This is a genomic window from Aquidulcibacter sp. (genome assembly GCF_044346625.1).
GTDB lineage: Bacteria > Pseudomonadota > Alphaproteobacteria > Caulobacterales > Aquidulcibacteraceae > Aquidulcibacter.
Genome location: NZ_JBIIYV010000064.1, coordinates 1 through 16,567, shown reverse-complemented (window position 1 = coordinate 16,567; position 16,567 = coordinate 1). Strand labels below are relative to the sequence as shown.

At 55.6% G+C, this 16,567-nt stretch carries 15 protein-coding genes; 5 read left to right on the top strand and 10 right to left on the bottom strand.

The window, feature by feature from the left end:
- Positions 1-1,502, top strand: a 1,502-nt coding sequence (locus ACIQ20_RS13305; RefSeq protein WP_395781062.1) for a S9 family peptidase, incomplete at its 5' end; no start/stop codon positions are given.
- Here the strand turns inward: ACIQ20_RS13305 and ACIQ20_RS13300 are convergent.
- A complete protein-coding gene (locus ACIQ20_RS13300) occupies positions 1,499-2,320 on the bottom strand; it encodes a TauD/TfdA dioxygenase family protein (RefSeq protein ID WP_395781060.1) in 822 nt (273 codons plus the stop codon). The two genes, ACIQ20_RS13305 and ACIQ20_RS13300, sit on opposite strands and share 4 nt — an antisense overlap.
- Before the next feature lie 259 nt (positions 2,321-2,579).
- Here ACIQ20_RS13300 and ACIQ20_RS13295 point away from each other — a divergent pair, with 259 nt between their 5' ends.
- Entirely contained in the window at positions 2,580-3,986 is a 1,407-nt protein-coding gene (locus ACIQ20_RS13295; RefSeq protein WP_395781058.1) for a flavin monoamine oxidase family protein, read from the top strand.
- A 121-nt stretch (positions 3,987-4,107) separates the two neighbouring features.
- Here the strand turns inward: ACIQ20_RS13295 and ACIQ20_RS13290 are convergent, their stop codons facing one another.
- From ACIQ20_RS13290 to xth, 7 genes are all read right to left on the bottom strand, one after another.
- Positions 4,108-5,157: a chromophore lyase CpcT/CpeT gene (locus ACIQ20_RS13290; RefSeq protein ID WP_395781056.1), complete on the bottom strand. Its 1,050-nt coding sequence runs from the start codon at positions 5,155-5,157 to the stop codon at positions 4,108-4,110.
- Between the two features lie 121 nt (positions 5,158-5,278).
- Positions 5,279-7,762 carry a TonB-dependent receptor gene (locus ACIQ20_RS13285; RefSeq protein ID WP_395781054.1) on the bottom strand — a complete coding sequence of 828 codons (2,484 nt, stop codon included), beginning with the start codon at positions 7,760-7,762 and terminating at the stop codon, positions 5,279-5,281.
- 300 nt (positions 7,763-8,062) lie between these two features.
- Entirely contained in the window at positions 8,063-9,130 is a 1,068-nt protein-coding gene (leuB, locus tag ACIQ20_RS13280) for a 3-isopropylmalate dehydrogenase (RefSeq protein WP_395781052.1), read from the bottom strand.
- Between the two features lie 56 nt (positions 9,131-9,186).
- A complete protein-coding gene (locus ACIQ20_RS13275) occupies positions 9,187-9,390 on the bottom strand; it encodes a hypothetical protein (RefSeq protein ID WP_395781050.1) in 204 nt (67 codons plus the stop codon).
- A 99-nt stretch (positions 9,391-9,489) separates the two neighbouring features.
- Complete coding sequence (leuD, locus tag ACIQ20_RS13270) at positions 9,490-10,095, bottom strand: 3-isopropylmalate dehydratase small subunit (RefSeq protein ID WP_395781048.1); 606 nt, start codon at positions 10,093-10,095, stop codon at positions 9,490-9,492.
- Between the two features lie 39 nt (positions 10,096-10,134).
- A complete protein-coding gene (locus ACIQ20_RS13265) occupies positions 10,135-10,704 on the bottom strand; it encodes a hypothetical protein (RefSeq protein ID WP_395781046.1) in 570 nt (189 codons plus the stop codon).
- Between the two features lie 5 nt (positions 10,705-10,709).
- Entirely contained in the window at positions 10,710-11,510 is an 801-nt protein-coding gene (gene xth, locus ACIQ20_RS13260) for an exodeoxyribonuclease III (RefSeq protein ID WP_395781044.1), read from the bottom strand.
- 54 nt (positions 11,511-11,564) lie between these two features.
- Between xth and leuC the strand changes: the two genes are divergently transcribed.
- Positions 11,565-12,980: a 3-isopropylmalate dehydratase large subunit gene (gene leuC, locus ACIQ20_RS13255; RefSeq protein ID WP_395781042.1), complete on the top strand. Its 1,416-nt coding sequence runs from the start codon at positions 11,565-11,567 to the stop codon at positions 12,978-12,980.
- 19 nt (positions 12,981-12,999) lie between these two features.
- Here the strand turns inward: leuC and ACIQ20_RS13250 are convergent, their stop codons facing one another.
- Positions 13,000-13,980 (bottom strand): hypothetical protein, encoded by a 981-nt coding sequence (locus ACIQ20_RS13250; protein ID WP_395781040.1) that lies wholly within the window; start codon positions 13,978-13,980, stop codon positions 13,000-13,002.
- A 41-nt stretch (positions 13,981-14,021) separates the two neighbouring features.
- Positions 14,022-14,831 carry an OmpA family protein gene (locus tag ACIQ20_RS13245; RefSeq protein WP_395781038.1) on the bottom strand — a complete coding sequence of 270 codons (810 nt, stop codon included), beginning with the start codon at positions 14,829-14,831 and terminating at the stop codon, positions 14,022-14,024.
- Positions 14,832-15,033: 202 nt separating this feature from the next.
- On the opposite strand from ACIQ20_RS13245, the gene ACIQ20_RS13240 reads away from it, so the two are divergent.
- Positions 15,034-15,843 (top strand): TrmH family RNA methyltransferase, encoded by an 810-nt coding sequence (locus ACIQ20_RS13240; protein ID WP_395781036.1) that lies wholly within the window; start codon positions 15,034-15,036, stop codon positions 15,841-15,843.
- On the top strand, positions 15,844-16,567 hold a 724-nt coding region (locus tag ACIQ20_RS13235), incomplete at its 3' end, for a class I SAM-dependent methyltransferase (protein ID WP_395781034.1). It abuts the gene before it with no gap.

Genomic DNA, 16,567 nt, shown 5'->3' with positions numbered 1-16,567 from the left:
GGACCTGCTTCTATTGCTTGTTGGATGACAATTTCCGCGTTGCTAAAATCATGCGCCACATTGTGGGCGAAGACCCAAAGACCGATGTGATGATCTTTGAAGAAAAAGATGCGTCCTTCCAAACCGGGATTGGTAAAACTTCCTCAGGCGATTACCTGCTTATTTATCGGTCGCAGAGCGAGAGCTCTGACGTTCTAATCCTGCCACTAGCGACACCCACAGCCAAGCCAAAGCGGTTTACGCCTTACCGGAAGGGCGTTGAATATCTGCCAAATCACCATGGCAGGCACTTCTATATCCGCAACAATTCTGGCGGCGCGATCGACTTCAAGATTTCGAGAACGCCAGTCGCCAAGACCAATGCGGCGAATTGGACAGATTTCATCCCCCATGAAGCCGGTCGCTTTATCGAGAGCGTCAACCTCTATGCCGGCCATATGGTCCGCGAAGAATCGGTTGATGCTCTGCCCCGCCTGACGGTTCGGGACATGGCAAGCGGCAATGAACATCAGATCGACTTCCCAGAAGAAGCTTATGATCTGTCGGTTTTGCGTGGGTTTGAGTGGAAGACAACCAATCTCCGCTTTACTTATAACTCACCCTCGACCCCGACCGAGACATGGGATTATGACCTGAACACCAAAGGTCGCACCCTTCGTAAAACGCAGGAAATCCCATCAGGCCACGACAAGAATAATTATGTCGTGCGCCGGACGGTCGCTATTGCCAGCGATGGGGCTCGCGTGCCGCTCACCATTCTCTACCACAAGAAGACCCCCATCGACGGCACAGCTCCCGCCCTGCTTTACGGCTATGGGTCATACGGCATCTCCATGCCAGCAAGCTTCTCCACCGCGCGCCTGCCTTTGGTCGATCGCGGCATGGTCTATTGCATCGCGCACATACGCGGCGGCCAAGACCGGGGCTATCAATGGTACCTCGACGGCAAGTTGATGAAGAAGCAAAACACCTTCACGGACTTTGCACGCGCGGCGGAAGCTTTGGTCGAGCAGAAGTTTGCGGCACCCAAGCAGATCGTGATTGAAGGCCGCTCGGCTGGCGGTCTCCTGGTCGGGGCCGTTATGAACCAGCGGCCAGAGCTGTTTGCCGGGGTTATTGGGGGTGTTGCCTTTGTCGACGTCATCAACACGATTTCCGACGGTGAGCTACCTCTCACACCACCGGAATGGACAGAATGGGGCGACCCAATCAAGTCGAAGGAAGCCTTTGACTATATGATGGCTTATAGCCCCTACGACCAAGTCGGCACCAAGGCCTATCCGCCATTATTCGCCCAAACCGCGCTGTCTGACAGCCAAGTCACCTATTGGGAGCCAACTAAGTGGGTGGCAAAACTGCGGGAGCTTAGCCCCGATGCTGGTCCCTTCCTGCTCGATGTTAACATGACGGCAGGCCATGGCGGTGCCTCGGGCCGGTTTGACCGTCTGAAAGAAGTGGCTGACAGCCATGCCTTCGCACTCTGGTGCGTCGGGAAAGCTTAAACCAGCGGACAGCCCTCAATGGTTATGCGGTGCATCAAGCGAAAGTCACCGTGATAGTCATTGAGGGCATAATGCCACGTGGCCCGATTATCCCAAAAGGCCACCGAGCCTGGCTGCCAGACAAAGCGGGTGGTGTAGGCCTCGTCAGTGGCGTGCTTGTAAAGATAGCTTAATAGGGGCCAGCTCTCTTCCTGGGTCCAGCCTTCAAAATACAAAGTGAAGGCTGGGTTCACATAAAGTGCTTTACGGCCACTCAAAGGGTGAGTGATTACAACCGGATGGATCGCATCTTGGGTGGCGGCTTGCGCATTGCCGATCCGCTCACCTTTTTCGTCGCGATAAGCCCCCTGCGCCCCAAAGACGTGGCGACTGGAGTGCACCGCGCGCAGCCGCGACAGTGTTTCTTTCAAACCGTCTGACAGCCCATCATAAGCCGCATACATCGAGGCGAACAAGGTGTCCCCACCTGTCTGCGGCAGGTCACGGGCGACCAGAACAGAACCCAAAGCAGGCTCTTGATCATACGAATGATCGGTATGCCACGCCCCGCCAATATTGGTGGTTTGGTCCTTTTCTTTGCGAACTTCAGCGATTTCTGGGTGGGTTTCCGTCGCTTTGAAAAAGCGGTTGATATTAATGGGCCCAAAGCGGCGGGCAAACGCAATATGGTCCTCCGGCCTTAGGCTTTGGTCGCGGAAGAACAAGACGCCATGGTCCGCAAAAGCTTGTTTTAAATCTACTTCTTCACCGTCGGTCATCCGGCGAAGATCAATCGCTGTGACCTCAGCGCCAACGCCATTCAAAGCTTCTATCTGCATCCTCACCACCTAGGTCTCTCATTTCTTCTGGGGCACTGTGATCGGAGGACTGGCAGGGGTCAAGATGGCTGGCGGACCGAAGCCAGCTATTTTGCCCGAACCACGCGTTCGTGACCGAAAGGCACTTGCGGGAAGAAGGTAATGATATACTCTTTCAGTGCACACCAAAACTAGGGGAATAAAATCCACCCAATCCCTTCACCCCCTATCAGCCAAAAGACGGACAGGACGCCTACACTTACTTAAGGAACAAATCGACATGGACGTAAGTCTTTCCCGCCGCGCCGCAGTTTTGGGCCTCTCGGCCAGTGCGGTTTCCTTACCCGCCCGGGCAAGACAGAACCTATCCGCACAAGTGATTGTGATCGGGGCAGGGATTTCCGGCCTTGAGACCGCACTTCGGCTGGAGGCTGAGGGCATTGACGTTTTGGTGGTGGAAGCTTCTAGCAGGATCGGCGGCAGGCTGAACACTCTGTACGATCTGCCGGGCCAGCCCAATGCCGGAGGGGTTCAAATCGGCGCAAGCTACACGCGGCTGCAGGCACGCGCTGCGGCTTTAGGGATCGAGCTGTTTCCCGAGCCGACCTCACCGCGCGCAACCATCCTCAATATTGCCAACCGCATGATCGCCCAGCGCGACTGGGCCGCGGCGCAGGAAAACACCTTCCCCAGCACTTTCAAGAACCTACCTCCAAGTGCCGCCCTGTTTGCCGCTGCTGGCGGCCCTAACAATCCCCTCAAAAGCTTTGACGACTGGCGGGGCCCAGTTGGCATCGCAGGCGATGTTTCAGCCGACGCCTATTTGAGTGCCCAGGGCTTTGATCAGGCAGCGCGCCGTCTCATTGATGTCGGGTTGAACGCAAACCAGTTGAGCACCTATTCGATCGTGAATGTGATGCGCACTTTGACCTTGTTCGCGGCCGAACGCGCCAGTGGCGGTGTCGCCAGCATGGTGAAAGGCGGTTCGCAGCGCTTGCCCGAAGCCATGGCGCGATCGCTCCAGCGACCGGTCAGGGTGGCGACCCCCGTCACCACTATCCGCGCATCGGCCCAATCCGCCGAGGTAACATTGACCAGTGGCAAGATCTTGCGGGCCCAAGCGGTGGTTGCCGCGTTGCCATTTCCAGCTTTAGCCCGGATGCGCGTGGACGCACCCCTGTCGGCTGAAACCCGCGAAGCCATACCGGCCTTGCCCTATACCCAGATCAAGCAGATCTTTCTGGAGCCCGCGATCTGCTATTGGGAGCGCGACGGATTGCCTATCGATATGTGGACCGACGGCCCATTGGAGCGCATTTTCAGCGTCCGTGATGGCGCTGGGCAAGATACCGGCGTTATCAACGTCTGGCTGAACGGGACCGGTGCCAATACTTTCAACTCAGCAGCCTTGCCAGACCTGTTGCGCACCCTGCGGCCCGCCAGCGAGGGCAAATTCCAGGTGCGTCATATACAAGACTGGACGCAAACAAACCCGCTGGCCGGAGGTGCCTATATGCATTGGGCACCTGGCCAAATTGGACGCTGGGCAGGAAAAATGGGTACCCCCGCTGGATGCCTGTTCTTTGCAGGCGAGCATCTGGGCCTTGTTCATACCGGGATGGAAGCTGCATTCGAAAGTGCGGAAACGACGAGCCTGGACGTATTGGCCAAGGTCAAAAGATCGTGATGGATCAAAGCGTGCTCTCTTACATAACGCTACATCACACAGATCCTGTGACAGCATGCGCTTGCGATTGGCACACGTATTTTCCAAGCAAAAGACACTTCGATACTTTCTGGTAATATTGCTAGTTAAACTGTCGCTCTGGTTCCGCCAACGTGCAGCTAGCTTGAAGCCAGCGCAAGTTTATACCTACCCGATTGGCTCCTTCATCCGCCCAGGAATAAGAGACCGCTCGCGGATTGCCCTTCTCGTGAACGTAAAGTGTCAAGGAGGGTCTGTTGGTGCCGTATGGCCATTCCGCCAAGCGCAGGCGCAGATAGAACTCGCGCGTGGGCGACTCATCCGTCTTTAGGGTGAGTTCTCCGCCTTGATCATGGATCCAGCCACGCTCAAACGTCCAGCTTTCCTGACCTGCCCCCGAATCACCATGCTTCGCCCCGCGCAAGACAGAGGTCCAACACGTGAAAGGGCGCGCCTTATTCAGTCTGTGCGGCACATTTGCTCTATTGCCATAGACATAAGCCCCTGTTTCATCGACGGCTTGGTCGAGGATGGTGAGGCTGCGGTTACTCAAGACGAGATTGTCCGTGATCACCAGCGTCTTGCCGCTGCGCTGCGACATTACGCGGCAAGCCCCGGGCTTCATCGTGCCAATGAATTGCTGCTCTTGCCGACGCCAATAGACCTCACAACCTGGATAGAGCGTCATAGTGCTTGGGCTGAGGCCTGCGAGTTTAGCTGGGTCTTGATAGGCCCCTTTGATCGCCAGCGCTTGCTCTGGAGAGGGGGCAAAGATCTCTAGCTTGATCGCCTTTTCTGCCGCATCGATCGAGAAGCGGTACAAGCGCTGGCGATAGATCTTATTGGGATCATTGTCAGAATATTGCTCGACATAGAACATGTTTGGGCCAAAGGCCGGTAAAGTCACAGGGGCAAAGATCGAATGAATGCGTCCGTTGCGTTCGACCTCAGGTGTCTTAAGCTCCCCGTCAAAATAAACTTGCAAATCATTGTCGTAGCGACCCGGAAGATAATCGAGCAGGACGCGCAAATCCTTGGCCAAGACGTCTTGTGCAGTCGGGGCACGCTCTTGCGCAATCGCAAGCGGTGCCGCACCTAGGGCCACACTAAACAAAGCGAGGCTGCTGAAACGGGAAAGGGCTTTCGCTATCATTCATGCCTCCTGCGGGATACAAAGCTACAAGCGGTCGAAGTCATTCCACAAAAAAGGCATTCCACAAAAAAGCCCGGCGCGAGGTGCGCCGGGCTCGAATGCCAAACGATCAGGGCATGGATCAGTAGTTGACCTTCAGTTCCAGACCAACGCTGCGACCGCGGCGTGGCATGAAGAAGAAGGCGCGCGGGCTGCCAGTGTCGATGCCCGACGCGGCAGCACCAGTTAGGCCAGCCGCAGCTGCAGAGCCTTGGAAGACGTCAAACCAACGGGTTGCGATGGGGATGGTGTCTTCGTCGGTCAAATTCTTGCCCCAGAGCGACACTTTCCAACGCTCGCCGCTAACACCGACGCGGCCACCGACCAAGGTAGTCTCACCGGTTTCAGCGCCGCCATGGACCTGAATATATTTGGTGCCTTCATAAGAAAGATCCGCCGAAGCAAACAATTCCAAATTCGCGCCTAATTGACGGGAATAATCGACGTTGAAGCTGGCTTGATCGGCTGGCACCAATGGAATTTTGGCCCCAACGATCGAACCATTTGCCCCTGGCAGTGGGACGACTGAACCGTTTGGCAAAGGCGGTGGGTTTGGCGAACCGGGCACACGACGGGTGGTAGTACAGGTGGTGCCAATTTGATAACCGCCTGAGGTTAGCGTGTATTGGAACTCGTCACACCCTTCGGTGAACTCGGTGCTAATGTGGGAATAATTCAAGCTGAAGCCCAGATTGTCGGTAACGCGGAAGCGGAAGTCAGCCTCGAAACCCTGAATTTTTGCGTTACCTTGGTTGGTGACGATCGAGGTCAAGACGCCGCTGGAGCCTGCCACCGCTGTCGTCAACTGCATGTCTTCTGCCTTGGTGTCGTAAGCCGACAGTGCCAAGGTGCCGCGACCATCAAACAAGCGAGCCTTGTAGCCAACTTCATAATTGGTCGAGGTTTCTGGTTCGAATACTGGGAAACCATTGGCAAGGCCCAAAGTGCCGTTCAAACCACCAGGCTTGGTGCCTTCGGCGTAGATACCATAAATGGTTTGGTTCTCAGTCGGCTTCCAAGTCAGTGTCGCACGCGGCGTAAAGGAGTCAAAGTTGCGTGTGTCGTCATAGGTCAGGGCACCGTTTACAATGCTGAAGTTCTGGGTCGAGCGCTTTTCAGCCTGTTGGCGAGCCTCCAGATCGATTGACAAAGTGTCGGTGATATCAAAACCCAGACGACCAAAGATCGCCCCGTTCGAGGTTGAGTTGGTGAGGTTCTTTTGGGTCGATACGACCCCATTCACAGGCGTAGTTGCGCTTGCCACAAAGTCAATCGAGTAGCCGGTCTGATCAAGGCTGTAGCCATACAGGCCCAACATCCAGCGGATGCGCTTGTCTTGGGGCGACGAAAACTTCACTTCCAAAGACATGTCTTTAGAGTCAGTTGTTCCCGAGCTGCCGAACAATGAATTCGATGTCGGGACGCCATTAGCCCCGATGCCTTGGGGGAAAGATGACCCGTTCAAGAAGTCGGAGTCAGAACCCGTCTTCAGTGTTTCATCGCGGAAGCCATAGCTGATGTTGACGGTATAATCGTTTGGCAGGTCGACATCGGCGATCAACGACCCAAAGGTCAAGTCCCGTTCAACGCCTAGGAAGGGTGCTGCCGGGCGGGTATTATTGGCACCTGTGTTCTGGAAGTATACGCCGGTATCCTTGATGACACCACAGAACCACTGGTTTGGATTGTTATCGGTTGTGGCCGCAGCCCCGCGATAGGCATTTGAGCGATAGCCGGGAAAGCAATTGTTCTTGCTGGAAGCTTGGAACCCGAAAGCGCGTGGGCCATCCTCGTCCTGTGCATGAACGACGCGCGCGCGCAGGGTAAGGCCCTGCACGGGGCGGGCCTCCAAAACGCCACTGACGGACTTGGTTTTCTCGGAGCCAAGCGTTTCGTTTAGCGCGGCAGAGTTAGCCCATTCACCGTCATAGGTGTAATAGCGCGCAGCCAAGCCACCCGACAGCCACGACGTGATCGGGCCAGCTACGCGCAAGTTTGCGCTCTGCTCATTATGCGAGCCAACCGACACCGTAGCGCCAGCCTTCAAAGAAGAGCCCGGGCTGTTGGTGATAAAGTTGATCGCACCGGAATAGGTGTTGCGGCCATAAAGTGCCGATTGTGGCCCTTTGATCACTTCCACGCGGGCCACATCGGCCAAGTCGATCGAGGAAATGTCGCCCTGATAATAGACGCCGTCCACGAAATAAGCAGTACCCGCTTCCACGCCAGGCTGGGTACCTGCCAAGATCGAGGCAGCACCACGGACAACCGGACGGTCGGTTGCCCGACCAAAGGCTTTAGAGAAAGACAAACCGGGGGTGAAGCGCGCCAGATCGTCAATTGCCTGAATGTTCAAGCGCGACACGTCTGCTGCGCCAACGGCGGTCACGGCAACAGGTGTCGAGATCAATGTTTCTTGGGTCTTACGAGCCGTCACGATGATGGTTTCAACTTTGGAACGATCTGCTTCGGTGTCCGATGCGGCTTGGGCGAAGGAAGTACCGGGCATCGCAAGTGCGAGGGCCATCAGGGCTGCAGAACCAGTCAAAAGTAAGCGCTGTGTCATTTGGTATTCCTCTATGGAACGTGGCCGCCGCCGTACACACTTGCGGCTGGATCACGGATGATGACATTTGTGTAAAGAGTATATCAAATTCTGGGAAGGTGTGTTCTGTGAAATTTTGTCTTGTTGTCCAGCTTTAGTGGCCAATGAGCAACACATAGGCCCAACTTGGGCGCGAAATGATCAAGTTTACCGGCTAATTGGCCCTTTTCGGCCATGCTTTAGGGCTCCAGCTGGCCTCGCGCTGCAGGCAAATGATCCAAGATGTGGCGCGGGATCGTGGCTCCCCCGTGCGAGCCTTGCCTAAAGCGCGGCGAGGATCGCAGTACCCATGTCGGCAGTCGACAGACTTCCGCCCAGATCTGCTGTACGTGCTCCGCCATCCAAGGCTGTTTCAACGGCGGAAAACAGCCTGTTTGCGAGAGCCCCTTCACCCAATGACCAGCGCAACGCCATTTCCAACGACAAAATTGCGGCGACGGGATTGGCGAGGCCCTTGCCGGCGATATCAGGTGCCGAGCCATGGATCGGCTCGTAAAGGCCAGGTTTGCCCGCATCTCCCAAGGCTGCAGACGGCAAAAGACCGATCGAGCCTGTGCATGCAGCAGCTAGGTCGGACAGCACATCGCCAAAGAGATTATCGGTCAGCAAAACGTCAAACTGCTGTGGCGCACGCACCAATTGCATGGCCGCATTATCGGCATACATATGCTCAAGCTCAACGTCGCTATAGTCGCTGGCATGCAAGGCCGTGACTTCCTGACGCCATAAGAGGCCGGATTCCATCACGTTTGACTTCTCAAGGCTCGTCACTTTGTTGGAGCGCTTGCGTGCAAGTTCAAATGCAACACGGGCAACGCGCTGAATCTCGGCACTGGTATAGACTTGATTGTCAAAGCCGCGCTTGCTGCCATCGGGCAAGGTCTCAATGCCGCGCGGCGTGCCAAAATAGACCCCGCCTGTCAATTCACGCACGAAGACAATATCAAGACCCTCAACCAAATGGCGCTTCAGCCCAGAGGCATCGGCTAAAGCAGCAAAGCATAAGGCGGGACGGAGATTGGCATACACGTCCATCTCCTTACGCAGGCGCAACAAACCCATTTCTGGACGGAGCTCGCGGGCTACAGACGCCCACTTCGGGCCACCGACGGCCCCCATCAGGACCGCTTGGGCCGACTTGGCGGTTGCCATCACTTCGTCGGTGATCGGCGAGCCATTTGCATCAAGGCTAGCCCCACCAAACAGAGCGGTTTCAACGTCTAGCTTTAGTCCGTGTTGGCCCATCAACTGCTCGAGCACGCGCTCAACTTCAGTCATCACTTCAGGGCCGATGCCATCACCGGGCAATAGGAGAAGTTTGTTTGTCATGCATCGCCCTTAGCCACGAATTGAGCGCCTGTCACGGGCGAATGCAGGGGCCGTACTCAAGCGGCTTCGTGATAGCCGATTGGCGCGATGGGCACTGCCGCCCCGACACCGATCTCTTCAGAGGTCAAACTGTCCACACCAGAATGGGACTCAAAGATCATCGCTTCAATTTCTTCCGTCGGTGCCACGAACACAGCCAGCGGTCCAATCGACGCTGCCAGGGCGCTCAAAAAGCCTGGGTCGAAGAATTGATCGAGCACGAAATCTGCCTCTCGCTGATACCATTAACGAATTGGTAACAGAAATTAAGCAGATATGAATCAATTTGAAAAGCATTTAATCTAATTTTTTTAGGCACTTCAGCCCAACCAAGGTGTCATTAACTTTCTTTTGTGTTCATGTTCCGCGATTTGATCCTGCTGCATAAGACTTTGCCCGATTTCGTCCAGACCTTCCAGTAAGGATTTCTTGCGTCCGGGGTCGATCTCAAAATGGTAAATTTTGCCATCAGGACCGGTCAAAGTCTGGGCAGCCAGATCAATTTCAAAGCGCGCATTTTGACCGTTCGCTTGGTTCATCAAGGCATCGACTTGGCCAGCATCTAGGACAAGCGGCAACACCCCATTCTTGAAGCAATTATTGAAGAAAATATCTGCAAACGATGCCGAGATGACGCATTCAATCCCATAGTCCAGCAGGGCCCAAGGCGCATGCTCACGCGATGAACCGCAGCCGAAGTTAGGGCCCGCTATCAGGATCTTTGCACCAGCAAAAGCGGGCTTGTTCAACACGAACTCAGGATTAGGCGATCCATCTGGCAAGAAACGCATGTCAAAGAATAGGCCGCGCGATAGGCCGGTGCGCTCTACAGTCGATAGAAACTGCTTAGGAATGATCTGATCGGTATCAATATTAGCCACGGGCAATGGGGCTGCATGGGCAGCCAGCTTTGTAAACTTCTTCATCGTGGGTCCATCCTGTCTAGAAACTTTGTGTGCCAGCTTTTAGGGCTCATCAACCGTCACACTAAATGAGCCGCCAGACTTCTCGATCGTAACCTTGGTCGTGTCCGGCGACTTGATCTCAAGGCTGCCATCGCCATCGGAGTCAAATTGGCCTGTAAAAACAGCGCCTTCCTTATCGGTGCAAGTCACGTCTTCTAGGGCATTCAATGCTGCCTCAGAGGCCTTGGTCAGAACAGGGCTACAATTAAGGTCGCCTTTGGTCTGTTCTTTTTTCAGAGCGGTTACGACGGTGCCGCGAAACTCGCCTAAGACACCACCCATAATGGCCTTCAGCCATGGAGCGTCATCTAGTTTAAGCGTCTTAGTCGCGGCGGGTTCGGCGTTTGCCTGTTCCTCTGTGGCGCTTTCCTCGGCCGCCAGTTGGGCTGCGTCTTTGCCGGCCACAGGCAGTGGCGGAGCCTGCATGGTACGAGGATTATCAACGGCCTCAAAAGTTGGATTAATCTCGACAGGTTTGGGCTTCAAAGCTTGGTAAGCCCCCAAGCCGAAAATCGTTGCGCCAATTATGATCAGCGGCACAAAAATGCCCGAACCCTGTTGCTTTGCCATATCGCCTAAACCTCAAATGCCGCCACGACGGGGACGTGGTCACTGGGCTTTTCCCATGCACGCGCGTCTTTGTGAATGGCGAAACTCTCCTTGATGAAGCGGGGTGCAAAATCGGCATTGGCCCAGATGTGATCCAGCCGGCGACCCCGATCATTCTTCGTCCAATCAGGAGACCGGTAGCTCCACCACGAGAACACTTTCTCAGGCGCTGGGCGGGCGACACGCGCCAAATCAACCAACCCGCCGCGCTCTAAAATGCGGCCCATGGCGCTGGTCTCCACAGGGGTATGACTGACAACGTTCAACAATTGCTTATGGCCCCAAACGTCATGTTCGCCCGGCGCGACATTCAAGTCCCCCACAACGACAAGGGGATCCGCATTTTTCCGGTTCGCATAATAGGCTTCCATGCGCTCAAGAAACGAGAGCTTATGATCAAATTTTGGGTTGATCTGTGTATCGGGCTCGTCCCCACCAGCGGGCACATAAAGATTATGGATCGTAACGCCAGCAACCCTCACTGCGGCAACACGTGCCTCTTCGTGGCGACAAAAGCCGGGTTCCTCGACCTCTTCGAGCGGAAGCCGGGAGGCAATCGCTACCCCATGCCAGCCCTTTTGCCCGCGAATATGAAGGTGGGGCAGGCCCATCTCGGTAAAGGCAGCGGTTGGGAACTCGCCATTGCGGCACTTTATTTCCTGCAAGCACAAAACATCGGGGCGATGGTGTTCAACGAAGCGCTGTACCAACCCTGCGCGCAGGCGAACCGAGTTAATGTTCCAAGTGGCAACTGAAAGACGTGTCATCCCACTGGCTTAAGCGACTTGGGAGAATTGGGAAAGTGCGCTAAGCGGCAAAGCATGGGAAAGACACTTTATGACAAGATTTGGGACAACCACGTCGTTGGCACTGCCGAGGATGGCGTCTCCCTGCTCTATATCGACTTGCATTTGATCCATGAGGTCACAACCCCGCAGGCCTTCGCAGGGCTGAAGGCAGCTAGCCGCCCCGTGCGACGCCCTGATCTGACCTTGGCAGTGGCCGATCACAACACGCCGACTGAAAACCAAGCCGCAGGCGTAGATGCCGTCGCTGACCCCGAAGCCCGGCTGCAACTGCAGACGCTTAGCCGCAATGTGGCTGAGTATGGGATCGAGTTCTTTCCAATGGGCGAAATCCGAAATGGCATTGTCCATGTGGTTGGCCCGGAACAAGGCCGCACGCAGCCGGGCATGACCATCGTCTGTGGTGATAGCCATACCTCCACACATGGTGCCTTTGGCGCACTCGCCCATGGCATTGGCACCAGCGAGGTTGAACATGTCTTGGCGACCCAAACCTTGCGCGCCCGCAAAATGAAAAATATGGCCGTGATAATTGAGGGCACTTTGGCACCGGGCGTTGGGGCTAAAGATATCGCCTTAGCTATTTGCGCCAAGATCGGCACGGCCGGCGGCACAGGCCATGTCATGGAGTATCGTGGTTCTGCCATACGTGGCCTTTCAGCCGAAGGGCGGATGACCTTGTGTAATATGGCGATCGAAGCAGGCGCGAGGGCAGGCCTTGTTGCGCCAGATGACGTGACCTTTGCCTATCTGAAAGGTCGCCCTTCCGCACCAAAAGCAGGGGCTTGGGACCAAGCAATCTCATTCTGGAAAACGCTCTTTACCGACGAGGATGCCGTGTTTGACCAGATTGTAGAAATTCGTGCCGAAAGCATCGCTCCTTTGGTGACTTGGGGCACAAGCCCGGAGCAAGTGGTAGCAATTGACGGAATTGCCCCAGACCCAGAGCACTTTAGCGACCCTATTGAACGCGAAACCGCACGCCGATCCTTGGCTTATATGGGCATTGAAGCGGGTCAGAAGATGACCGATCTTGCCATTCAGCGGGTCTTCATCGGCTCGTGCACCAATTCTCGGATTGAGGATTTGCGGGTGGTGGCAGCGCTTGTTCAGGGTAAGCGGGTAGCCGATGGCGTTCGCGCGATGATCGTGCCGGGCTCTGGCCTCGTCCGCTATCAAGCCGAGGAAGAAGGCTTGGACGAGATCTTTCTAGCGGCAGGTTTTGAGTGGCGCGAACCTGGCTGCTCAATGTGCCTGGGCATGAACCCAGATCGGCTTGTGCCTTTTGAACGCTGTGCGTCCACGTCCAACCGCAATTTCGAAGGCCGCCAAGGCCGCGATGGACGCACCCATTTGGTCTCACCTGCCATGGCAGCCGCCGCTGCCCTGACAGGCCGGTTAAGCGATGTTCGCGAGATGCTTAGCATCTGATCGACGATAATGGGTATCGCTAGCGCGCTGGCAAACCCTTGGCCAAATTGGTGCATTGCGCGACCCAATTTTCCCGATGAACACGCGCGCCAAAGGTCGGCAGATTCTTGGATAACCAAGTCACTTGGTCGATATTCATGGTAGCGATCTGGTAAAAATAATAAATACCTTGGTCATTCAACCAAGCCTTATTCTTCGGACCTACCCCATCAATCAACAAGAGATCATCTGGGTTAGCCCGACGACGGGAACGCGGCGGAGCCTTGCCAGCGCCTGCCAAGGCAATCGCTTCTTCTAACGCCTCAGCAGACAATCCAGCCAAGGGCGATGGGATGAAGTTTAGGTTGCTGATGGGTTCTGCTGGCGGAGGTGGTGGTGGCGGTGGCGGTGGGACGACTGCCTTCACTTTTCGCTTTTTGACAATCGGTGCGACGACTGCAACCGGTTCGACCACTGCCTCGAGAACAGGAGCAACCTCGCGAACCCTGACAGCCTTCTTGCGCCCACGCTTAGCGGGTTCTGGGGCTGCTGCAACCAAGGCAACCGGGGCGGGCTCAATCTCCTGGACCAATTTAGTCGTCGTCACTTGTTCGGGCATAGGGGGCGTTTCGACACTTCCGCCAGTATCGCGTCCCTCAAAGAATAATACCCGAGCTTCGAGATATTTATTGCGCCACTTTAGCGCGGCGATATCCTCGTCGACACTTTCGCCGTCGCGCAGTTTGGCATTGGCTGCGGCCAATTCATCAGCGCGCGAGCGCACTTCTGCCAATTCAGCCTCTAGTACGGACGCCTTGCGTGTCCCGATTGCATCTGTAAGTGCAGAACCAGCGCCGGCCGTCACCTGCCGTTTTAGTTCGTCTCGCTCTTCCCGGACAACACGCAGTTCTTCCTGCAATTCTTCGGTGTTACAATTGCACAGGTTGAAAACGCGCGCCAGAAAAGCACCGATTACCGCGGACACCAGCACGATCAGAATGCTTTGACTTAACAGAAACATGGGTTTGGTCCTTGCCTTCCCTAGGGAGGGTGAATGGGTCTTTAGTTTGACTCGGTGATTTTAAACTCGATGCGGCGGTTTTGCTCTCGCAAAGGGCTGTCAGGTTGTCCCGGTATATTCCCATTGCCATTTGGGAAGTCGTTCACCAAAGGTTGGCTCTCGCCATATCCTTTGGCTGTAACCTGGGCGGCGGGCACACCCTTTGAGATTAAGAAATCGCGAACCGTATCCGCACGACTTTGGGATAAGCGCTCATTAAGGTCTGTGGCACCGCCGGTATCGGTGTGGCCACCTATCTCGATCTTGAACGTGCTGCATTCCTTGGCAACGGTTGCGACTCGGTCAAGCACCTCTTGCCCACCTAATAGGGGGCTGCTGCCTTTCTCAAAGCGAATGGCACCACTTTTTCCAGCCTCCGTCAGACGCGTTTGGCAAGTGACTTCAGCTTGCTGTGCGGACTTGTCCGTTGCCTTTTTCGACGTCGGGACACTTATTTCTGGCTTAGCTGGCAAAGGGGAACCCACCACCGCAGAACCGGGATAGTTGACCCCCTGGCAGTCAATCTTTGCATAGACTCCTGGAAGTCCAATCCGATCGCGAACACCGTCTACGACCGTCGAGCAGACCGCCTTCGCGGTTGCCTCATCCACGGAAAAGCCGCTGATCAGTAAGCGACCGTCTAAGGTATCGGCACGCGCGAAAGTAAAGCCTGCTTTATCCAAGCTTACTTGAGCCAATGAACGTGTCTCTTCTTGCAAAACCATCATGCGCTGATGGTGGACCCACATGAGAATTGCCAAACCTAAGGCACCAAGCACAAAGACTGGCCAGCAATTCTTAGAATTAAGCATGCTTTGTTTGCCGTTTCAGTTCTGGAAGCCATTTGCCAAGTGGAAGAAGAGCACCGGCAGGACCTCACGATCAAATTCTTGTAAACTCATCTTCAGATCAACGCAGCCGGAAAGCAAGAGCACTCGCGTCTGACGTGCAAAAAACACAGCATTTTGCGGACTTCACTCTCCCATTAGGGCAATCTCACGCTATGAGGAAGACATGATCCAAGACGTGACAAGCCCACAAAATAATCTGGTCAAGCTGGCCAAGTCACTTGACCGCAAGAAGGCCCGAACAGAGTCCGGCTTATTCTTGGCAGAAGGTGCACGTCATGTCGGAGAAGGATTGGACCTTGGCTGGGAACTCGAAGCGCTTCTGTTTTCCGCCGCCGCCGAGGCGCGGCCCGCTGTGCAATCCCTCGCACAACAAGCATTGAAGACCGGTGCGCGCGTGGCTCGCGTGTCAGACCGCGTGCTTGAAGCCGTCGCCAAGCGGGATAATGCCCAGTCGGTCTTAGGGCTCTTCCGTCAGCGCTTTACGCCATTGGTCGAGCTGGCAAACGCCCCTTTGATCATCGCACTCGAACGGATTCGCGACCCGGGCAATTTGGGCACCATCCTGCGAACCCTCGATTCTGTGGGCGGTGGCGGCGTTGTCTTGCTGGAAGAAAGTTGCGACCCGTTTTCCATCGAAGCCGTGCGCGCCAGCATGGGGTCAATTTTTTCCGCGCCCGTAGCTCGGTCCGATTTTGCTGGGTTCGAGACCTGGCGTCGTGCGCAGGGCTTTAGAATGGCGGGCACTTCGCTCAAAGGGTCAACACGCCACACCGAAACCGACTTCGGCACCAAGACAGTCCTTTTGATGGGCAACGAGCAATCTGGGATCCCCGATAATTGGGCAGAGGCCTGCGATGTGTTGGTGCGGCTGCCGATGGCAGGCCGCGCCGACAGCCTCAACCTTGCTATTGCCACTGCCGTCACAACCTATGAAATCTGGCGCCAGCAAGGCTTTAAAGGGGCCCGTGATTAGATGGCACAAAGGCCACCACCACCTCTAAAAGTATCGCCAGCACGTATGGCACCCGTCTTGATGGCGGATGATTGGTCTGATTATGCGCTGATCGATTCCGGCGACGGCCAAAAGCTAGAGCGTTTTGGCCCCTACACGTTTATCCGACCAGATAGCCAAGCCCTATGGCCACGGCGCTTGACCGAAAAGGACTGGGCCTTTGATGCCGCTTTTTCCGGTCAGGAGAGCGAAGAGATGGGGCGGTGGCGCTTTATCCGGCGGGTCCCAGAAACTTGGCCGATTTCGTGGGGCGGAATTAAGTTTCATGCCCGTTGTACGCCCTTCCGACACTTGGGTCTATTTCCCGAGCAATCCGTTCATTGGCGTTGGTGCCGCGATCTGATTGAAGCACGCGTCCGTCAAGCCCCTAAGGATCCACCGCCTAAAGTTTTGAACTTATTTGGCTATACAGGCGTGGCTAGCCTCGTCTGCGCCAAGGCGGGTGCCAGCGTTACCCATGTCGATGCCTCCAAAAAAGCGGTCGGCTACGCGCGCGAGAATCAAGCCCTCGCGGGATTAGACGATCGGCCGATCCGATGGATCGTCGACGACGCCTTGAAATTTGTCGAACGAGAGATCCGGCGTGGGAATAAGTATCACGGGATCATTCTGGACCCACCCAAGCATGGGCGCGGCCCGACCGGAGAGATTTGGAAGCTCGAAGAGGGCTTGGACCGTCTTTTGA

Excerpts from the sequence above, each read along its gene's own strand:
- ACIQ20_RS13300 (WP_395781060.1), bottom strand. The coding sequence starts at position 2,320 with ATGCAGATAGAAGCTTTGAATGGCGTTGGCGCTGAGGTCACAGCGATT.
- ACIQ20_RS13295 (WP_395781058.1), top strand. The coding sequence starts at position 2,580 with ATGGACGTAAGTCTTTCCCGCCGCGCCGCAGTTTTGGGCCTCTCGGCC.
- ACIQ20_RS13290 (WP_395781056.1), bottom strand. The coding sequence starts at position 5,157 with ATGATAGCGAAAGCCCTTTCCCGTTTCAGCAGCCTCGCTTTGTTTAGT.
- ACIQ20_RS13285 (WP_395781054.1), bottom strand. The coding sequence starts at position 7,762 with ATGACACAGCGCTTACTTTTGACTGGTTCTGCAGCCCTGATGGCCCTC.
- leuB (WP_395781052.1), bottom strand. The coding sequence starts at position 9,130 with ATGACAAACAAACTTCTCCTATTGCCCGGTGATGGCATCGGCCCTGAA.
- leuD (WP_395781048.1), bottom strand. The coding sequence starts at position 10,095 with ATGAAGAAGTTTACAAAGCTGGCTGCCCATGCAGCCCCATTGCCCGTG.
- ACIQ20_RS13265 (WP_395781046.1), bottom strand. The coding sequence starts at position 10,704 with ATGGCAAAGCAACAGGGTTCGGGCATTTTTGTGCCGCTGATCATAATT.
- xth (WP_395781044.1), bottom strand. The coding sequence starts at position 11,510 with ATGACACGTCTTTCAGTTGCCACTTGGAACATTAACTCGGTTCGCCTG.
- leuC (WP_395781042.1), top strand. The coding sequence starts at position 11,565 with ATGGGAAAGACACTTTATGACAAGATTTGGGACAACCACGTCGTTGGC.
- ACIQ20_RS13250 (WP_395781040.1), bottom strand. The coding sequence starts at position 13,980 with ATGTTTCTGTTAAGTCAAAGCATTCTGATCGTGCTGGTGTCCGCGGTA.
- ACIQ20_RS13245 (WP_395781038.1), bottom strand. The coding sequence starts at position 14,831 with ATGCTTAATTCTAAGAATTGCTGGCCAGTCTTTGTGCTTGGTGCCTTA.
- ACIQ20_RS13240 (WP_395781036.1), top strand. The coding sequence starts at position 15,034 with ATGATCCAAGACGTGACAAGCCCACAAAATAATCTGGTCAAGCTGGCC.